We start from the raw sequence: 19,729 nt of genomic DNA, 5'->3' as shown, positions 1-19,729 counted from the left end.
TATGTACGGCTTGATGCCGCGCGGCCGATCATCCCACAGCGGGGCCATCCGCCGGGGAGCCGTAGGATGCCGGGAAGGCGCATCAGGTCGGTCGATTGGGAGCGGATCCACACGTGAGCAGCGACAACGCAGCCCCGGACAATGAGACGGTATGGGACGTCGTCGTGGTGGGCGCGGGCCCCGGGGGTGCCTCCGCGGCCCACGCCGCCGCCTGCGCCGGGCGGCGGGTGCTGTTGTTGGAGAAGGCCGAACTACCGCGCTACAAGACCTGCGGCGGCGGCATCATCGGCCCCTCGCGTGACGCCCTCCCGCCGGGTTTCGAACTGCCGCTGCGGGAGCGGGTGCACGCCGTGACCTTCTCGCTGAACGGCAAGCTGTCCCGCACCCGCCGCTCCAAGCAGGCGCTCTTCGGGCTGATCAACCGGCCGGAGTTCGACGCGGCCCTGGTCGAGGCCGCCAAGGACGCGGGCGCCCAGATCCGTACGGGCGTCGCGGTCAGCCGTGTCGAGCAGCACGGCCCGGCCGTGCCCGACCGGCGCACGGTCGCCGTGGTGCTCGCCGACGGTGAGACGGTGCTGGCGCGGGCCGTGGTCGGCGCGGACGGCAGCGCCAGCCGCATAGGCGCGCATGTCGGTGTGAAGCTGGACCAGGTGGATCTCGGCCTCGAGGCGGAGATCCCCGTCCCGGAGACCGTCGCGGAGGACTGGGCGGGCCGGGTGCTCATCGACTGGGGCCCGATGCCGGGGAGTTACGGCTGGGTCTTCCCCAAGGGCGACACCCTCACCGTCGGCGTCATCTCGGCGCGCGGCGAGGGCGCCGGGACCAAGCGCTATCTGGAGGACTTCATCGCCCGGCTCGGCCTCGCCGGATTCGAGCCGAGCATCTCCTCCGGCCATCTGACCCGCTGCCGCTCCGACGATTCGCCGCTGTCGCGCGGCCGGGTCCTGGTGTGCGGGGACGCGGCCGGGCTGCTGGAGCCGTGGACCCGCGAGGGCATCTCCTACGCGCTGCGCTCGGGCCGGCTCGCGGGGGAGTGGGCGGTGCGCGTGGCCGAGGCGCACGACGCGGTGGACGCCCGCCGGCAGGCCCTGAACTACGCCTTCGCGATCAAGGCGGGGCTCGGCGTGGAGATGGGTGTGGGCCGCCGTCTGCACACGGTCTTCTCCCGCCGCCCCGGGATGTTCCACGCGGCGATCACCGGCTTCCGCCCGGCGTGGCGCGCCTTCACCAAGATCACCCGCGGTACGACCACGCTGGGCGACCTCGTCCGCACCCACCCGGCCGCCCGCCGAGCCCTGGCCGCGATGGACCGGGGCTAGGCGCTCCGCCGGGAAGGCGCTCCGCTGGGAGTGCGCCGAACTGCCGTCGATCGGCCATGGCGCCGTCGTGGCCGGTCGCGCCCACGTGGCGGAGCCGCACATCGACACAGCCCTGCGTCCCTTCAGCGCGCCTTTCGAACCGCGGCCCGACTTCCGCCGCTTCCGCCGATCCGCATCCGCTGAGCGGCCCCACGGCTGTCGCTGACGCGTCGGGCGAGGGACGTCGTATGCCGTGCGGCGCGGTGGTCGCGCGGCGCACGGCGGTGACGCGTCCCGCGATGGCCCGGCGTCGGACGACGGACTCGTGTGGCACGGGCGGATCGGCCGACGGGATCGCGCAGCGCGACGGAATCCCGTGGCGGATCGGTCATCCGTCTCCTTCGGTGATGCGGAAGACCGGGTGCATCGGGGCGATCCGGCTCAGCTCGGCGTCGGGGGAGGTGGCGGTGACGCCGTCGAAGAACGCGTCGGCCTCTCATCCCCACCGCTTCAGACAGGCCCGTAGCACCGCCGCCCTCTCCTCGCCCTCGGGGAGTCCGGCGGCGGTGAACGGCCGCGTTCGCCGCCCGGTGCGCAGCCGCGCCCAGGCCGCCCGCATATTGCGCCGCCGGGCCGGGCCTGGCGTGCCCTACTCCGCCGGGAGTACGTGCGGGCACCGCGCAGGGGGGACGCCGGGTGCGCCCGGCCGGTTTAGCGTTGCCCCTATGCACGGATTCACGGGGGAGCACGACCCGGGGCAGTGGCCGGGGCAGGGGCCGGGCGGACGGTGGCGCCGGATGCCCTTCGGCCCGGCGCGCCCGACCGTGCCCTGGCGCTCCTCGCTCGTCATCGCGGTCGTCCAACTGGTGGGCACGGGGTTCGCCGCGCATAAACAGCCCGACCGGATGGACCTCGGGCCCGCGGCCGCCGTGCTGCTGCTCGCCGGGCCCGCGCTGCTGCTCATGCGCCATCGCCGTCCGGGGACCGCCGTGGTCGGCACGGCGGCGGTGACGGCGGTCTACCTCGCCGTCGGCTATCCCTACGGACCCGTCTTCTTCAGCGTCGTCGTCGCCTGTGTGACGGCCGTCGCCGCCGGGCGGCGGGTCGCCGCGTGGAGCGCGCTCGGACTGCTGTGGGGGAGCCATCTGCTCATCGGCCACTGGCTCTACCGCTGGCTGCCGCCGAACGGTGACGGGCCCGTCGACTGGGGCCAGGAGCTGGTGATCACGGCCTGGGCCATGGCGATCGTGGCCGCGTCCGAACTCGCCCGCGTACGGCGTGAGCAGTGGGCCCGCGTACGGGCCGAACGGGAGGCGGCGGCGCGGCGCCGGGCGGATGAGGAGCGGCTGCGGATCGCCCGCGAACTGCATGACGTCCTCGCCCACAGCATCTCGGTGATCAACGTCCAGGCGGGGGTCGGGCTCGCCCTCCTCGACCAGGACCCCGAGCAGGCCCGTACCGCGCTGACCACCATCAAGGCGGCCAGCAAGGAGGCGCTGGGCGAGGTCCGCCAGGTTCTCGACACCCTGCGGACCTCCGGCGCGTCCGGCGCCGCGCCGCGTTCGCCCGCACCCGGCCTGGACCGCCTGGAGGAGCTGACCGGGCAGGCGGCGGCCGCGGGGCTCGCGGTGCGCGTGGAGGTGGCGGGCGTACGGACGGCCCTGCCGCCCGGCGCCGATCTCGCGGCGTTCCGTATCGTGCAGGAGGCCCTGACCAACATCGTCCGCCACTCCGGCTCCCGGAACGCCCACGTTCTCCTGCGCTATGCCCCCGGTGAGTTGGAACTGCGGGTGGACGACGACGGCCCGGCGGCCGGGGGCGAGGTGACGGGCGGCGGGAACGGCCTGGTCGGCATGCGGGAACGGGCCGCCGCGCTCGGCGGCACGGTGGAGGCGGGCCCCCGCCCGGACGGCGGCTTCCGCGTCCGGGCCCGGATCCCGTTCAGGGGCGGGGCCCCGCACAAGGATGGGGTCCCGGGGGTCCCGCAGAGGAACGGGGTCCCGGGGGCCCCGCACAGGGATGGGGTCCCGCACGCGGACGGGGTCCCGCACAGGGATGGGAAGGAGACACCATGAGCGGTGCGGAGGGGCACGAGGTGGGCGATGGGGAGGGGCACGAGGCCGTGATCCGCGTTGCGCTCGCCGATGACCAGAGCCTCGTCCGCGCCGGTTTCCACGCCCTGCTGGCCGCGCAGCCGGATATCGAGGTGGTCGGCCAGGCGGCCGACGGGGAGCAGGCGCTGGCGCTCGTACGGGAGCAACGTCCCGATGTCGTCCTCATGGACATCCGCATGCCGGTGCTCGACGGCCTCGCCGCGACCCGCGGGATCACCGGGGACCCGGCCCTCGGCGAGGTGAAGGTGGTCATGCTGACCACCTTCGAACTCGATGAGTACGTCTTCGAGGCGATCCGCTCCGGCGCCTCCGGCTTCCTGGTCAAGGACACCGAACCGGAGGAGCTGCTGCGGGCGGTGCGCGCGGTCGTCGGCGGCGACGCGCTGTTGTCGCCCGGGGTGACCCGCCGCCTCATCGCCGAGTTCGCGGCCCGCTCCAGGGAACCCGCGCCCGCGGAGGCGCTGGCGGAGCTGACCGAGCGGGAGCGGGAGGTGATGGCCCTGGTCGGCATGGGGCTGTCGAACCAGGAGATCGCCCGGCGGCTCGTGGTCAGCCCGCTCACCGCCAAGACCCATGTGAGCCGCACGATGGTCAAACTCGGCGCCCGGGACCGCGCCCAACTCGTCGTTCTCGCCTATGAGTCGGGCCTGGTCCGGCCGGGGTGGCTGGGCTGAGCGAGGCTGTGTGCGCTCAGAACGGCCGCTGCGCTCAGAACAGCCCCTCCGGGGCCTCCGCCGCCCGCTCCCGCGCCACCACCGGCGCCGTCGTCGGGGCGTCCGCCGCGGCCGACGCCAGCGGCCAGCCCGCCAGCTGACGGGTGTCCAGCAGCAGGGCGCGGCCGTCCGTCCCGGTCAGGTGGAGGTCCGGGCCCGCCACGGCGTCGATACGTCCGGCCACGGTGGTCTCGGGGACGAGCCGGATCAGCCCCGGCGCCGGACGTACCCGGTCCAGATGGAACGCCACGTCATGGTGGACCGGCTCGAAGGGGGCCAGGGCCAGCGACTCCGGCAGACCGCCCAGGCCACGCGCCCGCTGGTGGAGCGCGGCGAGATCGGCGGCCCGCCGCTCCGGGGGCGGCGGGGCCTCGCGGGCCGTGCGCTTGGCGGCGTAGGGGAAGCGGTCCGGGACGCCGAGCGCGGCGCCCAGCACGGCCTCGGCCCGGCGCGCGGCCATCAGCGGGCCACGGCCCAGCAGACAGTACGAGAGCGCGGCCTGTTCCAGCAGCCGTGCCCCCTCCCGCTCGGCCGCGGTGATCCCGACCTTGACCAGATCCGGGCCGAACCAGGCGAGATAGACGTCGTAAGGGCGCGGATCGTCCGTACGGGTGTCGGCGGCCACGGAGTACGAGCGGTCCAGCCGGGCGCAGTCCGGGCACTGGGCCGAGATGACGGAGGCGGGAACCTCGGCCCCGGCCGGGCACGGGGTGTGCCGGGCGCCCCTGCGGACGCCGACGCAGTCGCGCCGGGGCCCGGTGGTGAAGGAGAGCGGGCGGTCCGGCGTCAGCGGGGAGAGCCGTTCCCCCTGAGCCGGATGGCGCCAGACCAGCGCGGGTCCATGGCGGTCCCAGCGCGCCCCCGCGCACTGCCACAGTGGTGCCGGCCGCGGGCCCCGCATCATCAGCGCCTCTGCCGGGAGAAGAGCCACAGCGCCCGCACCAGTCGGACGGCGAATCCGGTGGCGGCCACCGCGACGGCAGCCCCGTGCCAGACCGTCTCCTGGGTCCGGCCCAGGTCGCCGAAGAGCGCGGGGCTCGCGACCGCGACATAGAGCACGGCCGCCAGCAGACCGGCCGTGACCAGGGCGAACACAATCTCGACGGTGAGCGCGTCGCGCTCGTCCTGGGAACGGGGTCCGGTCATTCCGTATCAGCCCTCCGTCGGGTGTCCGGTGGCCGCCGCCGACTCCGTCCTCTCCGGCTCGGGCCGCCCGGCACGGTGCTTCCGGCGTACGTACAGTTGCTTCCGTACGCGTGCCACGACCGTACCGTCAGCGGCGACCACTTCGTTCTCGAACCACGGCAGCGCCTTGCCGCCGTCCGCCGTGGCCTCGCGTATCTCCTCCAGCTGCTCCTCGGTGACCTTGAATTCGGCGAACACATCACCGCGGCCGGGCGAGACGAAGTCGATCTCACCGGCCTTGTCCCAGACGATGTAGTCCCGGCCGAGCCGGTTCATCACCAGCAGCATCCAGAACGGGTCGCTCATCGAGAACAGCGAGCCGCCGAAATGGGTCCCCACGTAGTTGGTGTTGAAGCGGCGCAGCCGCAGCCTGACGCGGGCGCTGCTCCAGTCCTCCGCGAGGTGGACCACCCGCACTCCGGCGAAGAGATAGGGCGGCCACCAGTTCATCGCACGGCGCAGGCCGCGCGGAGACATCGATCGACGTGACATGACAAAAAGCTAACAGGGGATATTACTCGCCGGTAACCCTCATGGTCGGTGTCTCAGATGCCGGAGCGCTCCCGCCACAGCTCGGCCAGCTTCCCATCGCCCTCCGTGCTCAGCGCGGTGATCGGCAGCCGGTTCCAGAGCGCGAGATACAGGTCGCGGGCCGGGCCGCCGAGCTCGCAGTCGGCCGCCCCCTCGCCGTGGCGCTCGGTGCGCGGGGCGTCCTGCGACAGCCGTATCGTCCAGACCGCGTCCTGGTCCATGGCCCTCACCCGGAGCGTGCCCGGGGTCTCCGTGCGCACCTTTGACCGGTCCAGGCCGTGGAAGCCGGCCAGCAGCTCATCGACCCCGTCGGCCGCGAACTCCGGGGTGAACGGGGAGAGCTCTCCGCCCCGCGCCGATTCCGCGTCGACCCGGTGGATGGCCGCCTCATGGGCCTGGCGCCGCGCCCAGAACGCCAGCGGGGAGGACGCCGGCAGGAAGGTGAAGCACTTCAGCTCCGGGTCGGCCTGGGTGAGGGTGTCCACCAGCCGGCCATGGACCTCGCGGTACCACGCCACCAGCTCGGCGTCGGCCGGTGCCGGGTCCACCGCGGGCCGGACCGGCTCCGTCAGGCCCTCGCCGACGATCCGGGTGGCCCAGCCGTGCACCTGGCCGATATGGGACAGCAGGTCCCGGACGCGCCAGTCGGGACACGTGGGCACCGGGGCGTCCACCCCGGCCTCGGCCGCGGCGTCGGCCAGCAGCCGGCCCTCGCGGTCCAAGGTTTCGATCAACTCGACAGTCTCCATGGCGGAATCGTGCCAGCCGCCACTGACAACGGCCGGGCCGGAGCGGAGGGGGATGTCAGCTTCCGGCCGGGCGCACGGCGTTTCGCGTGCCGTACGCGACGACCGCCGCCACGGCGGCCAGCGCCGCGACCGTGGTGAGCGCGATCGGCAGCGAGTACCAGTCGGCGAGGAAGCCGATCGTCGGCGGGCCCAGCAGCATGCCGCCGTAGCCGAGCGTGGAGGCCGCGGCGACCCCGCCCGGCCCCGTCAGCGCGCCCGCCCGCGCGATGGCCACGGGGAAGAGGTTGGCCAGGCCCAGCCCGGTGACCGCGAAGCCGAGGAGCGCGAGCCAGATCATGGGCGAGAGCGAGCCCAGCAGCATTCCGGCCGCGGCCGTGGTGCCGCCCGCGATCAACGCCCTGGTCTGGCCCAGCCGTTCGAGCAGCGCGGTGCCGCTGAGCCTGCCGACGGCCATCATCAGGGCGAAGACGGAGTAGCCCGCGGCGGCCAGCCCGGCGGACGCGTCGAGGTCCTGGTGCAGATGGAGCGCCGCCCAGTCGGCCATCGCGCCCTCGCCGTACGCCGTGCAGAGCGCGATCAGGCCGAAGACGGCGACGAGCCACCGTGCGCGGGCCGGCCGCTCCGCGACGGGGGAGGGCTCAGGGGCCGCGGCGTGCTCGGGCCCGACGGTGGCGTGCTCGGTCTCGGCCGCGGGCCCGGCCTTGGCGGCGGACTCGGCCTTGGTCGCGAGCGCAGGCTCGGTGGCGTGCTCGGTCTCGGCCGCGGGCCCGGGCTCGGTGGCGGGCCCGGACGTGGCCGTGTGCTCGGACGAGGTGGCCGGCCCCGGCTTCGCCGCGAGCCCGGGGCCGCCCTGGGGCGTGGGCACCGGCAGTGAGATCAGCGTCCGGCCCGCGGCCGCCGCGAGCAGCAGCCCGAAGACCGCGAGCAGCGACAGATGGCGGGTGGGGGAGAGCTGGTCGGCGATCAGCCCGCCCAGCCCGGCCCCCGCCATCCCGCCCAGGCTGAAGGCGGCGTGGAAACCGGGCATGACCGGGCGGCGCAGGGCGGCGATGAGGTCGACGGCGGCGCTGTTCATGGCCACGTTGAGCGCGCCGAATCCGGTGCCGAACACCAGCAGCACCAGGCCGAGGGCGAGCGCGGAGTGGGTCAGCGGCGGCAGCGCGACGGAGCCCGCGAGCAGCACACCGGAGGCCACCGTCGTCGGGTGGCTGCCGAAGCGGCGGCACAGCCGTCCGGTGGCCATCATCGTGGCCGTACCGCCCGCGGACACCCCGAGCAGGGCCAGCCCCAGCGCACCCGCCGAGGCGCTCGTCTGGTCCTTGATCGCGGGGATCCGGGCGACCCATCCGGCGAACACGAAACCGTCGAGGAAGAAGAACGCGGTGATGGCGGCGCGGAGCCGGGCGAGGTCGCGAGGTGTGGCGACGGACCGGCGCGCGCCCGGGATGGCCGTCCGTGTTTTGTTTGGAGTCGGCACAAAGTGAGAATAGGGGCGTGACCCAGACACGGACAAGGCTCGAGCGCGGCCGAAGCGCTCTTGGCCCGGCACTGGCACTCGTCCACACCGGCCGCGCCCCCACCCGCGCCGTGCTCACGGCCGAACTCGGCGTGACCCGCGCGACCGCGGGCGCCGTGGCCGCCGAGTTGGAGGCGCTCGGCCTGATCCAAGTCGACTCGCGGCCGCTCGGGGCCGCCGGGGCACAGGGCCGTCCCTCCCACCGGCTGTCGATCGCCCCCCATGGGCCGGTCGCGCTCGCCGCCCAGGTGCACGCCGACGGCTTCCGCGCGGCGCTCGTCGGACTCGGCGGCCGGACCGTGGCCACCGCCCCCGGCTGTATGACCGTGCCCGCGGATCCGGCGCATGTCATCGACGCGGTGGTCGAGGCCGGTGCCCAACTGCTGCGGGAGACCGGCCGCCGCTGCGTGGGCGCGGGGCTCGCCGTCCCGTCCGCGGTCGCCGAACCGGAGGGCACCGCCCTGAATCCGCTGCATGTCGCCTGGCCCGCGGGCGCTCCGGTGCGCGACCTGTTCAACCGCAGCCTGGCCGCGGCCGGTATCCGCGGCGAGGACGGGGAGCCGGTCACCGGCTTCGCGGGCAATGACGTCAACCTGGCCGCGCTCGCCGAACACCGCCATGGCGCGGGCGGCGGCGCCCAGCATCTGCTCTGTGTCGCCACCGGGCACCGGGGCGTCGGCGGCGCGCTGGTGCTCGACGGGCGGCTGCACACCGGCAGCGCGGGGCTCGCCCTCGAGGTCGGCCATCTGACCGTCAACCCCGAGGGCCCGCCCTGCCACTGCGGCAGCCGCGGCTGTCTGGACATCGAGGCCGATCCGCTCGCCTTCCTCACGGCGGCCGGACGCGAGCCGGGCCCGGAGGTGTCCCTGTTGCAGCAGGCCCGCGATCTGCTGCGCGAGGAGTACGCCACGGAGCCGTCCGTACGGGCAGCCACCGGGCAGCTCATCGACCGCCTCGGCCTCGGACTCGCCGGTCTGGTCAACATCCTCAACCCGGACCGCATCATCCTCGGCGGGCTGCACCGCGAGCTCCTGGAGGCCGACCCGGAGCGGCTGCGCGCGGTGGTGGCGGAGCGGAGCCTATGGGGCCGGAGCGGGGGCGTGCCGATCCTGCCGTGCACACTGGACCACAACAGCCTGGTGGGGGCGGCGGAGTTGGCGTGGCAGCCGGTGCTGGACGACCCCCTGGCGGCCCTGGGCGTGGGCTGACCCACTCACCGGGCGGCCCGGGGGCATGGACCCCTGAGGGGCGCCGCGAGCAGCCGCGGCCGGGGCCGGGATCGGGGACGCGTCCTTACGGCGGTCACCACTGCCGTCCCCGGGGGAGCTCGTCCAGGTCCGGGGTCGACAGATGGAGCACCTGGTAGCGGTCGCCGGGCTCCGAGGGCGGTACGGAGTCCTCCCAGAGCGTGAAGTGGATCAGCTCCCAGCCGCGCGGATCGATGCCGAGGGCCGTCGTGTGGACGCCGTCCTTACGGGTGCGTTCGGCCAGCCGTGCCAGCGCGTCCTCGACGGCGGCGGCGGGGTCGGCGGCGGCCGGAACCGGCGTGGCGTGGCGGGTGGCGGTGTGCGGCACGGCGCCCGCTGAGGGGCCCCGCTCGAAGGCGAGCCCCTGCCAGTGCTCGACCGAGGGCCTGCCGAAGTCCCGGACGATGCCCTGGAATCCGGGGCCCCACAGAAAGCGGTTCATGGCCTCGGGCGCGGTCCACAGATAGAACGGGGCGTACTGGTGGACCGGTGAGCCGTCCACACCGCGCTCCCGGATCCCGTACGCCTTGAGCCCCAGCCCCGAGAAGCCGTCGAGCAGCGGCCCCTTCGTCTCCACCCGGCGCCGGATGATCCTCATGTCGTAGTCGGCGGGCAGGGTGATCCGGTACTGCATGGCGAGCATCGGCGAACTCCTGTCGGCGGGGCGTGCGTTCGTATGCGTTCGCCGCGATCGTACACACTAGTAGGTACAGAAGGGATCGCCTCAGCGCAGCCGTACTCCCCGGGAGGTACCGGGACTGTCGTCGGCCGTACGACGACCAGGGCACCGTAAGGAGGTGATCCTCGGGAGTGGCCCTGAGGCAAGGGCCATGAGAACACCACTCCCGAGGAGCGCGATCATCATGAACATCCTGGCGCACGGCTTCGCCGACGGCGACGGCCCCGGACCGTGGATTCTGCTCTTCCCGCTGATGTGGGTCCTGGTCGTCGTCGGCGCGGTCTTCCTGTTGAGGCGCGCCGGGTGGCGCCGACGCGCCCCCTGGCGACAGGGCCCCGTGGACTTCGGCGAGCGATCGCCGATCGCGGTGCTGGGCCGTCGCTTCGCGGCCGGTGAGATCGATGAGGACGAGTACTGGCGCCGACTGTCCGTCCTGGACGAGCAGTTCGGACGCCACGCGACGAAGGGCGGGGCCCTTTGACCGTGGCCGCCGGGGGCGCCGACACCCCCGGGTGTTCGGTCCGGTCGTCAGGGTCGGGCAGGTCGTTCGGGTTGGGCAGGTCGTTCGGGTCGGGCAGGGCGGTCCGCTCGATCCGGCCGGTCCGGTCAGGCGGGCCGGGGCGTCAGGGCCGCCTGGGCCACTGCGGCTGTCCGGGCCGCCGGGCCCCTCGGGCCGTCCCGCCTCCCGCGAGGCGGGACGCCCGCGTGCTCAGCGGGAAGCCGCCGACCGGGCGGTGGCGGGGGCCCGCTCGTGCACCGCGGGCGCCGGAGCGGCGGCAGCGGCCGGTGCCGGTGCCGGAGCCGCGGCGGCGGGGGCCGGTGTCGGAGCCGCGGCGGCGGGGGCCGGTGTCGGAGCAACGGGCGGCGCGGAGGCGACGGGTGCGGGGGCGGGCGCCGGGGCGGCATGTGCAGGTGCAGGTGCAGGTGCAGGTGCCGTGGCGGGCTCCGTGGTGGGCGCGGGGCCGGTGCCGGGCGCGGTGGGCGCCGGCGCCGGACGGGAGGCGTCCGTGCGGTGGGGCGGCGCGGTGCGGCCCGCTCCGTGCGCCGGAAGGGGCGACTTGGCGGTCGCGGTGGGGCGCGGCACGGCCAGCGTGAACCAGACGACCTTCCCGCTGCCGTCGTCCCGCGCGTGCATCCCCCAGCTCTGGCTGACGGACGCGACCAGCGCGAGCCCCCTGCCGTGGGTGGCGAACGGATCGCAGGTCCGGAGGCGGGGCAGCCGCGGATCCTGGTCGCGGACCGAAACGGTCAGCCGGTCCAGCATGAGAGCGATCTCCACCGTGCACTGCTTGCCCGGCTCGGCGTGCCGATGGACATTGGTGAGCAGTTCGGTGACGCCGAGCGCCGCCGGGTCGATGAGCGGATCCAGATGCCAGTAGCGCAACTGCGCCGACACGATTCTGCGGACCTGTCCGATCCGCGACGGCAGGGCTTGCAGCTCCACCGTGCAATGCCTGCTAGGACGACTGATCACGGCTGCGACTCCCTGAAGAAGTTGGGGCTAGCCTGATTCAGATGCGGGCGACGAACACGTTCAGCAGTGGTGGCTGCTGGGCGCGACCGGTGGGACGGTTCTCAGCGTCACCGCTTGTTGACCCTCAGTGATACTGATACTCGTCCAGGGTCGGTCCGGCCGCGCGCATGCGCAACTCGGCCGTCTCACCTCTTCGGCGAGTGCCCCCGGGCGGACCGGACGGCGTCGAGGAAGCGGCTGGCGGCGCCGGAGCCGGACTTGGCCGAGGTGGACTTGGCGTCCTGCGAGCCGAGGGTGAGGCGATAGCGGGTGCCGTTGACGGTGGCCATGGCCTGGTCCCCGTCCACGAACCAGGGCTTGCTCGCGCGCACCGACTGCACGGGCGCGCTGTCGATCTCGCTGCCGTAACTGGTCAGCAACTGAAGCCTGCCGTCCTTGATCATGACCTGTCCGGCGCGGGTGACCGAGCGCAGGAACCGCTCGATCCGCACTCCCCTGGCGTTGAACTCGTTATCGGCCATCACAACCGCCTCCCCGATGGCTCCGACTGGCACGTGTGCCGCTGCCTCTCATTTTCCCTGTTGCGCAGTGTGCCCGTGACCGGGCCCGGACACCAGGGCGCACTGGGGGACAATGAGGATCGAAACGGCATGAGTATGCCACTCGGGCCGGGCAAGGGCACAAGCAGGAGGAGTGGGCGTTGGACGGCGAGGCGCGCGGGATCATCGGGACGATCGACGTGGACCGCAGCGATCACGGCTACCGCGAGTGGCTGAAGGAGGCCGTCCGTAAGGTGCAGGCCGATGCCCAGCGGTCCGCGGACACCCATCTGCTGAGCTTTCCGCTGCCCGAGCGCTGGGGGATCGACCTCTACCTCAAGGACGAGTCCACCCACCCCACGGGGAGTCTCAAGCACCGTCTGGCGCGCTCGTTGTTCCTCTATGGGCTGTGCAACGGCTGGATCCGGCCGGACAAGCCCGTGATCGAGGCGTCCAGCGGCTCGACCGCCGTGTCCGAGGCGTACTTCGCCAAGCTGATCGGGGTGCCCTTCATCGCGGTGATGCCCCGCACGACCAGCAGGGAGAAGTGCCGCCTGATCGAATTCCATGGCGGCCGATGTCATTTCGTGGACGACCCGCGGACGATGTACGAGGAGTCCGCGGCTCTCGCGGCGGAGTCCGGGGGGCACTACATGGACCAGTTCACCTACGCCGAGCGGGCCACGGACTGGCGGGGCAACAACAACATCGCCGAGTCGATCTATCAGCAGCTGCGTCTGGAGCGCTATCCGGAACCGGCGTGGGTCATCGCCACGGCGGGCACCGGCGGCACCTCGGCGACCATCGCCCGCTATGTCCACTACATGCAGTACGACACCCGGGTGTGCGTCGCCGACCCGGAGAACTCCTGCTTCTTCGACGGCTGGGTCCACCAGGACGCCCACGCCTTCAGCGACCGCGGCTCACGCATCGAGGGCATCGGCCGCCCCCGGATGGAGCCCAGCTTCGTACCGGGCGCGATCGACCGGATGATGAAGGTCCCGGACGCGGCGAGCGTCGCGGCCGTCCGCGCCCTGGAGCGGGCCATCGGCCGCAAGGCGGGCGGCTCCACCGGGACGGGGCTGTGGAGCGCCCTGCGGATCGTCGCGGAGATGGTCGCCGCGGGGCGCACCGGGAGCGTGGTGACGCTGCTGTGCGATCCGGGGGAGCGGTATCTGGACAAGTACTACTCGGATGTGTGGCTCGAGGAGCAGGGGCTGGACATCGAGCCGTATGTGAAGACGCTCGACGTCTTCCTCACCACCGGCGACTGGACCGATTGAGGTCTTCCCGCCGACAGGACCGGCTGACGTCCGCCCGTACGGCCCGTCAGCCCGCCGCCACCATCCGGTCCAGGTTCCGCACCGCCTGGTGGAACGCGCGCCGCAGACCCGGCCGCAGCGCCCGCACGGCACCGCGCAGCAGCACCGTGCCGTCCACCGCGAAGACATAGCGCACCACGGTCCCGCCGCCGCCCGAGGGCCGCAGCGTCCACTCCTCCAGCAGCGCCCGCAGCCCCGGCGCGTTGGTCTCGTCGACGCGGTAGGCATAGCGCTCGTGTGGATCGGAGGCCATGACCGTCTCGCGGAAGCGGGTGCCGCCCACGAGCCGGATCTCCCTGCGCTTGCCGCCGTCCGTGGCGCGGGCCCGCTTCACCTGCCGGTACCACCGCGGCCAGCCCTCGACGTCGGCGAACGCCTCGAACACCGCCTCCGGAGCGGCCGAGATCTCGGCGACGAAGACGAGCCGCACCGGGGCGGTCTCGGCGTACTCCAGTCCGACCGAACGCAACCGGTGTGTCATGGGCACACGATAACTGCCGGGGTGTCAGATGTCTGCGGTGCGGGACGGCTCGCCCGCCACCACCAGCTCCGGCAGATACTCGGAGATCTCCGCCCGCGCCTCCTCGGGCAGCCCCGGGTCCGTGACCAGCGCGTTCACCTGCTCCAGCGAGGCGAAGGAACTCAGCCCCACCGTGCCCCACTTGGTGTGGTCCGCGACCACCACCACCCGCCGCGCGGCCCTGACGAAGTGGCGGTTGGTCTCCGCCTCCGCGAGGTTGGGCGTCGACAGACCCGCCTCCACCGATATGCCGTGCACTCCGAGGAACAGCACATCGAAGTGGAGCGAGCGCACAGCCGCGTCCGCGACCGGCCCCACCAGCGTGTCCGACGGTGTCCGCACCCCGCCGGTGAGCACGACGGTGGCCGCACCGGGGCGCGGGCCCACTCCGCCGAGCGCCGCCGACCGCTGGGCGTTGTAGAACACATCGGCGACCCGGACCGAGTTCGTCACCACGGTCAGATCCGGCACCTCCAGCAGCTGCTGGGCCAGTGCGAAGGCCGTGGTGCCCCCGGCCAGGGCGATCGCGGTGCCCGGTGTGACCATCGCGGCCGCCGCCTTCGCGATGTCCTCCTTGGCGCTCAGCTCGAGGCCCGACTTGGCCTCGAACCCGGGCTCGTACGTGCTCGCCTCGGCGATCGGCACGGCCCCGCCGTGCACCTTCTCCACCACGCCCAGCCGGGCCAGCGCGTCCAGATCGCGACGGACCGTCATGTCCGAGACATTGAGCTTGCGCGTCAGCTCATTGACCCGCACCCCACCGCGCCGCCTGACCTCATCGAGGATCAGGGCGCGCCGCTGCTCCGCGAGGAGGTTCTGGTTGTCGCTCACCCGGCCTCGTCTCCTTCCGGTCGGCCCTCGTCGCCCGCGCGTTCATCTTCGCACGGGGTGGGGACAGCCGATCGCCGGAGCACCCAGGGTCACGATTTCGCCACGCCCGCCCTGTCATGGTCGGGGCAGGCGGCCGGTGGGCACAATCCTGGAGCCGAACGACCGCACCACACCGGAATCGGGGGAACGGTGCCAGCGACCATGCCCAAGGACACACCGCCCGACGCGGCGGAGGCGACGACGGCCCGCAAGGGCGGAGCGCCGCCACCCGATCTCGAACTCCTCGTCCACGGAGTGGGCGGCACCACCCCCGAGGAGATGCTGGGCGATCCGCGCACCAGCCTGGTGACCGGCGACGAGACGGCGGCGGTCTACCGCAGGACGGTCGACCTCGACGCCGAGCGGCGCCCGCCGGAGGAGCGCGAGGGGCCGGACCGCGAGGGCCCGATCCGCGAGGCGTACGTATGGTGCAACCTCACCTCGGGCAACAGCTCGCGCGCCCTGTGGCTGCTTTTACTGCCCTTCATGGTCGCCAACCTCGCCCACTGGATGCGGCCCCCGGCCGACCGGCGCGAGCGGACTGTGCGCGCCTACGGCCTGTTCGTCCGGCTCGTGGCGCTCACCTTGACCGTGCTGCTGATCGCCGGGGCCTGCGAGGTTGGCCTGGACCTGTTCGCCTGGCAGTGTGCCGGTTCGGCCGACTGCGCCGGGGGCAAGTCCTGGCTCGGCTTCCTGTCCCCGGAGAACCACGGCTGGTGGAGCCAGCCCGGCCGCAGGCTCGCGCTCGCCGCGGTGCTGCCCGGCGCGCTCACCGGACTGCTGTGGTACCTGTCCAACCGCACCTGGAGCGCGTACGAGTCCTCCCCGCCGCTGGAGCGCCCCGTCGACGAGTCCGCCCCCGAGGCGGGCAACCGCCCCGCGCTGTGCCTGCCCGGCTTCTGGTACGGCCGCAGGATCGTCGCCCGGCTGCGCGCCGCGCACACCGCGGCCGGCTTCCTCACCGTCGCGGCGGGCCTGACCCTGCCCACCACCGCCTACGACCGCGGACCGGGCGGCAGCGGGTTGCAGGACGCCGTGGGCTGGGCGCTGCTGACGCTGCTCGTCATGGGCGCGGTCGCGGTGGTGGCCGTGGTGTGCTTCAGAGGCCGCAGCGAGACCAAGGTCGACGGGGAACTGGACCGCATCACCATCACCGCGCTGCCCGGCGCGGCCCTCGGGGTGCTGGCGCTCTCCGTCCTGTACGCCGCCTGGTCCCGCCCCGACTGGGCCTCCTCCGGCAAGCTGCCGGGCAACCAGGCGTTCTGCGTCATCGTCATCGGGGAGGGCGCGCTGATCGTGGCCATGGCGGTGTGCGCCCTGGTCCTCCACCGGGCCGCTCCCGGCCGCACCCCGCTGTACGGGCTCGCCGGGCCCGCCGTGGCGGTGCTCGCCTGCGGGCTCGGCGCGGTGCTCTCGGGCGGTGTCGCCCAGCGCATCGCCGACTGGCTGGACGGCGGCGCCACCCCCGGTGAGGGGCCGGGCATCGCCCCGCCGGTCCTGCTGACCTGGCTGGCCACGGCCATCCCCGCGCTGCTGCTGGTCCTGGTCGGACTGCTGGTGATCTTCACCGTAAGGGTGTGGCGGACGCGCGAACGGCTGCTGCCGACCATCATGGACGGCTATCCAGGGGAGCGGCCCGACGCGGTGCGCACCCGGCGCATCGCGAGCACGATCGCCCGCGCCGGCCTCACCGACTCCGCCCCGTGGATCGTCGGTCCCTTCGCGCTGCTGACCCTGCTGTTCGGCGCCTGCGCCGTCACCGGGGCCTGGGCCACGCACCAGGTGCCCGGGCGGGCCGCCGACAGCGCGCCCGGGGTCGTGGACGCCGCGGCCCAGACCGCGCAGGCCCTGGGCTCCTGGCTGATGGGGGTGGCCTGCCTGATGCTGGCCACCTGGGCCCGCCGCGCCTACCGCAGCCCCTCCGCCCGCCGCACCATCGGCATCCTGTGGGACGTGGGCACCTTCTGGCCGCGCGCCGCCCACCCCTTCGCGCCCCCGTGCTACGCCGAGCGGGCGGTGCCCGACCTGACCTGGCGGATGGAGACCTGGACCCGCAGGCACGGCGGCCGGCTGGTCATCTCCGGCCACTCCCAGGGCAGTGTGCTGGCCGCCGCGGCGGTCTGGCAGGTGGACCACCGCACCCGCGGCCGGGTCGCGCTGCTCACCTACGGCTCACCGCTGGAGCGGCTCTACGGGCGCTGGTTCCCCGCCTACTTCGGCCCCACGCAACTGCTCTCGCTCCACGGCGAGGTGCGCTGCTGGCGCAATCTGTGGCGCTACACCGATCCGATCGGCGGCCCCATGCTGCTGCCCGACGGCAGCGGGCCCGAGGTCGACTGCGACGCGCTCAAGGACCCGCTGGTCTACGGCCGTACGCCCGAACACCCGCTGCCCGCACCGATCCTGGGCCATGGGGACTATCAGGCCGACCCCGTCTTCGACCGGGAGCGGGCCGGGCTACTGGCCCGGCTCCCGGAGCAGACGCCGCCACCTCCCCAGGAGGGGGCCACCGGTCAGATGAGCTCGGGCAGGTCCTCGGGGTAGAGCAGCGTGAGGTCCTCCGTGGTCGGGTCGCTCATCTGGGCGACCCGGCCCGCATGCCGCTCCACCATCGCCTCGAAGGTCTGCCGGGCGGTGCGGCCGTTGCCGAACGCCGGGCCCTTGGGGAGCGCGGTGAAGTACTTCAGCAGGGCCTCCGACGCACCGTCGCCGATCCGGTACTCATGCTCCTCGGCCTGCTGCTCCACGATCCGCAGCAGCTCCTCCGGGGCGTAGTCGCCGAAGGTGATGGTGCGCGAGAAGCGGGAGGCCACACCGGGGTTGACGGACAGAAAGCGCTCCATCTCCGCCGTGTACCCGGCCACGATGACCACGACCGCCTCCCGGTGGTCCTCCATCAGCTTCACCAGGGTGTCTATCGCCTCCCGGCCGAAGTCCCGGCCGGAGTCCTCCGGTGACAGGGCGTACGCCTCGTCGATGAACAGCACCCCGCCGCGCGCCCGGTCGAACGCCTCCTGGGTGCGGATGGCCGTGGAGCCGATGTGCTCACCCACCAGGTCCACCCGGGAGACCTCCACCAGATGGCCGCGCTCCAGCACTCCGAGGGAGGCCAGGATCTCCCCGTAGAGCCGGGCGACCGTCGTCTTACCGGTGCCGGGGGAGCCGGTGAAGACCAGATGGCGGCGGACCGAGGCGGCCTTGAGCCCGGCCTCCTGACGCCGCCGGCCCACCTCGATCATGTCGGTGAGGGCGCGCACCTCGCGCTTGACGCTCTCCAGCCCGACCAGTGCGTCCAGCTCGCCCAGCACCGCGGAGGACGGGCGGATGTCGACCGGGGGCTCGGCGGCGGGCGCGGAGGTCTGGGCGGACCGCTGCGCCGGGACGCCACCCAGCAGCCCGCCCGTGGAGGCGGCGGTCTCCACGGCGGGCGCGGTGACCGGGGGGTGGGCGGGCGTGGTCGGGGAGCCCAGCGCCGTGGTGGCGCTCTCGTCGCTGGTGCAGTCCTCGACGATCGGCCCGGCCTCGGAGAACTCGTACCCGCCGCGCGCACACCGCTCCGTACGGCACCGGGTCAGGGTGGTGCGGCAGCCGTCGATGATGTGGAAGCCGTAGCCCCCGCTGCCGGTGACCCGGCAGCCGGTGAACGTGCCGCGGCCCTCGGCGGACACATAGAACCCGGCCTCGGTCGGCCCGGTGACCGTGGTGCGCTCGACCGTCGGATCGGCGCCCTTGGTGACGATCACTCCGGTGGCGGCGCCGTCGATGGTGCAGTTGGCGAGCGTGCCGCCGCTGCCGTGGTCGCGGAACCACGCCCCGGTGGCCGCCTCCCGGATGCGGCAGTCGTCCAGCTGGACGATGGCCCCGTCGCTGACCGAGACCGCGGTGGAGCGCACCTGTGAAAGATCGCTGTCGACCACGTCGACCCGCGACCCGCGGTCCAGGACGAACAGCGCGTCGGGCACCTCGCGCACCCGGCACGAGTCGAGCACGGCGGTCGCCCCGTCGCTCACCCACACCGCCGGATAGTCGCCGGTGCTCTCGTGCAGCTCGCACTGGTTGGCGTCCACCCGGGTGCCCGGGTCCCACACCGACAGGCCGTTGCGCCCGAAGCGGCGCACCGTGGAGCGGGTCAGCGTCAGCACCGAACGCGACCTCAGGTCGATCGCGTTCTCCGGGATGTCATGGATCTCGCAGTCGGCGAGCGTGAGCACCGCGTCGGTGTCCAGGTTCACCCCGTCCGCCGTCGTACGGTGCACCCGGCAGTCGGTCAGATTGCCGGTGGCGCGCCCGGAGACCTGCACCCCGGCGCCCCTGATCTCGTACACCTCACAGCCGACGGCCTCCAGCGAGGAGCCCTCGCCGGTCAGCGAGAAGCCCGACCCGGACGCGTGGTGCACCCGGCAGCGGTCCAGGCGCGGACGGGCGCCGCCACGCACCGCCACCCCGGACTGCCCGGCGGCCACCACCTCGCACTCCTCGAACACCCCGCCCGCGCCGTCCAGCACGCTGAGCCCGACACCCGCGGGGTTGTCCACGGTGCAGCGCCGCACGGTCGGACGGGCGCCGCCGCGCACCTCGATGCCGACCGCCGACCGCGTGGCGACCCGGACGTCCGTCAGCTCAGGGGTGGCGTCCTCGATGAGCAGCGCGGGGGCGGCCGAGTCCTGGCCCTCGACATGCAGATCCTGGACCACGGCGGAGGCACGTATCGTCAGCGCGACTCCGTCCACCGGCGCGATCCGCACCGAACCGCGCGCCGAGCCCTCGGGCCCGCGCAGGGTGACGGCCCGGCCCACCACCAGATTCTCGCGGTAGGTGCCGGGCGAGATGGAGAGCACATCACCGTCCCCGGCGGCCTCCAGGGCCGCCGAGAGGGAGGCGTACTCTCCGGTGCGGCGCCGCCACCGCGACGTTCCGCTGTGCGTCACCTGGACGACCGAGCCCTGTGCCATGGTGCTGCTGTGCCCCCACC

Annotated in this window: 18 protein-coding genes; 7 read left to right on the top strand and 11 right to left on the bottom strand. The window is 73.6% G+C overall.

Annotated elements, in window-relative coordinates; genetic code table 11:
* Positions 1–113: 113 nt before the first annotated feature.
* The 3 genes from NQU54_RS31755 (at position 114) to NQU54_RS31745 (ending at position 4,086) form a co-directional block, all read left to right on the top strand.
* Positions 114–1,319, top strand: a complete 1,206-nt coding sequence (locus NQU54_RS31755) for a geranylgeranyl reductase family protein (RefSeq protein WP_257634028.1) — start codon at positions 114–116, stop codon at positions 1,317–1,319.
* Between the two features lie 704 nt (positions 1,320–2,023).
* The gene (locus NQU54_RS31750; RefSeq protein WP_372506104.1) at positions 2,024–3,373 is read left to right on the top strand and encodes a sensor histidine kinase; all 1,350 of its coding nucleotides are present in this window, start codon (positions 2,024–2,026) and stop codon (positions 3,371–3,373) included.
* Positions 3,374–3,420: 47 nt separating this feature from the next.
* On the top strand, positions 3,421–4,086 hold the full coding sequence (locus tag NQU54_RS31745) for a response regulator (protein ID WP_079260325.1): 666 nt from the start codon (positions 3,421–3,423) through the stop codon (positions 4,084–4,086).
* A 34-nt stretch (positions 4,087–4,120) separates the two neighbouring features.
* Here NQU54_RS31745 and NQU54_RS31740 read toward each other — a convergent pair whose 3' ends face one another.
* The 5 genes from NQU54_RS31740 to NQU54_RS31720 are packed head-to-tail and all read right to left on the bottom strand — an operon-like array spanning position 4,121 to position 8,067.
* A complete protein-coding gene (locus NQU54_RS31740; protein WP_257634072.1) occupies positions 4,121–5,029 on the bottom strand; it encodes a DUF2797 domain-containing protein in 909 nt (302 codons plus the stop codon).
* Positions 5,029–5,271, bottom strand: coding sequence for a DUF6332 family protein (locus NQU54_RS31735; RefSeq protein WP_257634027.1), 243 nt, complete (start codon positions 5,269–5,271; stop codon positions 5,029–5,031). Before NQU54_RS31735 ends, NQU54_RS31740 begins: the two co-directional genes overlap by 1 nt.
* Positions 5,272–5,277: 6 nt before the next feature.
* On the bottom strand, positions 5,278–5,802 hold the full coding sequence (locus tag NQU54_RS31730; RefSeq protein WP_257634026.1) for a DUF4442 domain-containing protein: 525 nt from the start codon (positions 5,800–5,802) through the stop codon (positions 5,278–5,280).
* A gap of 53 nt (positions 5,803–5,855) precedes the next feature.
* Positions 5,856–6,590: a maleylpyruvate isomerase family mycothiol-dependent enzyme gene (locus NQU54_RS31725; protein ID WP_257634025.1), complete on the bottom strand. Its 735-nt coding sequence runs from the start codon at positions 6,588–6,590 to the stop codon at positions 5,856–5,858.
* Positions 6,591–6,645: 55 nt separating this feature from the next.
* The gene (locus tag NQU54_RS31720; protein WP_257634024.1) at positions 6,646–8,067 is read right to left on the bottom strand and encodes an MFS transporter; all 1,422 of its coding nucleotides are present in this window, start codon (positions 8,065–8,067) and stop codon (positions 6,646–6,648) included.
* 17 nt (positions 8,068–8,084) lie between these two features.
* Between NQU54_RS31720 and NQU54_RS31715 the strand changes: the two genes are divergently transcribed.
* Positions 8,085–9,314, top strand: coding sequence for an ROK family protein (locus NQU54_RS31715; RefSeq protein ID WP_257634023.1), 1,230 nt, complete (start codon positions 8,085–8,087; stop codon positions 9,312–9,314).
* 94 nt (positions 9,315–9,408) lie between these two features.
* Here the strand turns inward: NQU54_RS31715 and NQU54_RS31710 are convergent, their stop codons facing one another.
* Positions 9,409–9,996: a DUF4865 family protein gene (locus tag NQU54_RS31710; protein WP_257634022.1), complete on the bottom strand. Its 588-nt coding sequence runs from the start codon at positions 9,994–9,996 to the stop codon at positions 9,409–9,411.
* Between the two features lie 220 nt (positions 9,997–10,216).
* Between NQU54_RS31710 and NQU54_RS31705 the strand changes: the two genes are divergently transcribed.
* Positions 10,217–10,513, top strand: coding sequence for an SHOCT domain-containing protein (locus tag NQU54_RS31705; protein WP_257634021.1), 297 nt, complete (start codon positions 10,217–10,219; stop codon positions 10,511–10,513).
* A gap of 228 nt (positions 10,514–10,741) precedes the next feature.
* Here the strand turns inward: NQU54_RS31705 and NQU54_RS50245 are convergent, their stop codons facing one another.
* A complete protein-coding gene (locus NQU54_RS50245; RefSeq protein ID WP_372506103.1) occupies positions 10,742–11,506 on the bottom strand; it encodes an ATP-binding protein in 765 nt (254 codons plus the stop codon).
* A gap of 185 nt (positions 11,507–11,691) precedes the next feature.
* Positions 11,692–12,027: a hypothetical protein gene (locus NQU54_RS31695; RefSeq protein WP_069871304.1), complete on the bottom strand. Its 336-nt coding sequence runs from the start codon at positions 12,025–12,027 to the stop codon at positions 11,692–11,694.
* A 179-nt stretch (positions 12,028–12,206) separates the two neighbouring features.
* Between NQU54_RS31695 and NQU54_RS31690 the strand changes: the two genes are divergently transcribed.
* On the top strand, positions 12,207–13,328 hold the full coding sequence (locus tag NQU54_RS31690) for a PLP-dependent cysteine synthase family protein (protein WP_306279265.1): 1,122 nt from the start codon (positions 12,207–12,209) through the stop codon (positions 13,326–13,328).
* Between the two features lie 46 nt (positions 13,329–13,374).
* Here NQU54_RS31690 and NQU54_RS31685 read toward each other — a convergent pair whose 3' ends face one another.
* Both NQU54_RS31685 and NQU54_RS31680 read right to left on the bottom strand, forming a co-directional pair.
* Positions 13,375–13,848 carry an SRPBCC family protein gene (locus NQU54_RS31685; protein ID WP_257634020.1) on the bottom strand — a complete coding sequence of 158 codons (474 nt, stop codon included), beginning with the start codon at positions 13,846–13,848 and terminating at the stop codon, positions 13,375–13,377.
* Between the two features lie 24 nt (positions 13,849–13,872).
* Complete coding sequence (locus NQU54_RS31680) at positions 13,873–14,718, bottom strand: DeoR/GlpR family DNA-binding transcription regulator (protein ID WP_069871309.1); 846 nt, start codon at positions 14,716–14,718, stop codon at positions 13,873–13,875.
* 201 nt (positions 14,719–14,919) lie between these two features.
* Between NQU54_RS31680 and NQU54_RS31675 the strand changes: the two genes are divergently transcribed.
* A complete protein-coding gene (locus NQU54_RS31675) occupies positions 14,920–17,301 on the top strand; it encodes a hypothetical protein (protein ID WP_372506102.1) in 2,382 nt (793 codons plus the stop codon).
* On the opposite strand, the gene NQU54_RS31670 is transcribed toward NQU54_RS31675, so the two are convergent.
* Positions 17,271–19,709: a right-handed parallel beta-helix repeat-containing protein gene (locus NQU54_RS31670; RefSeq protein WP_069871314.1), complete on the bottom strand. Its 2,439-nt coding sequence runs from the start codon at positions 19,707–19,709 to the stop codon at positions 17,271–17,273. The genes NQU54_RS31675 and NQU54_RS31670 overlap by 31 nt on opposite strands.
* Positions 19,710–19,729 lie beyond the last annotated feature (20 nt).

This window comes from Streptomyces malaysiensis subsp. samsunensis (assembly GCF_024519315.1).
GTDB lineage: Bacteria > Actinomycetota > Actinomycetes > Streptomycetales > Streptomycetaceae > Streptomyces > Streptomyces malaysiensis.
This window is presented reverse-complemented; position numbering and strand designations above follow the sequence as displayed.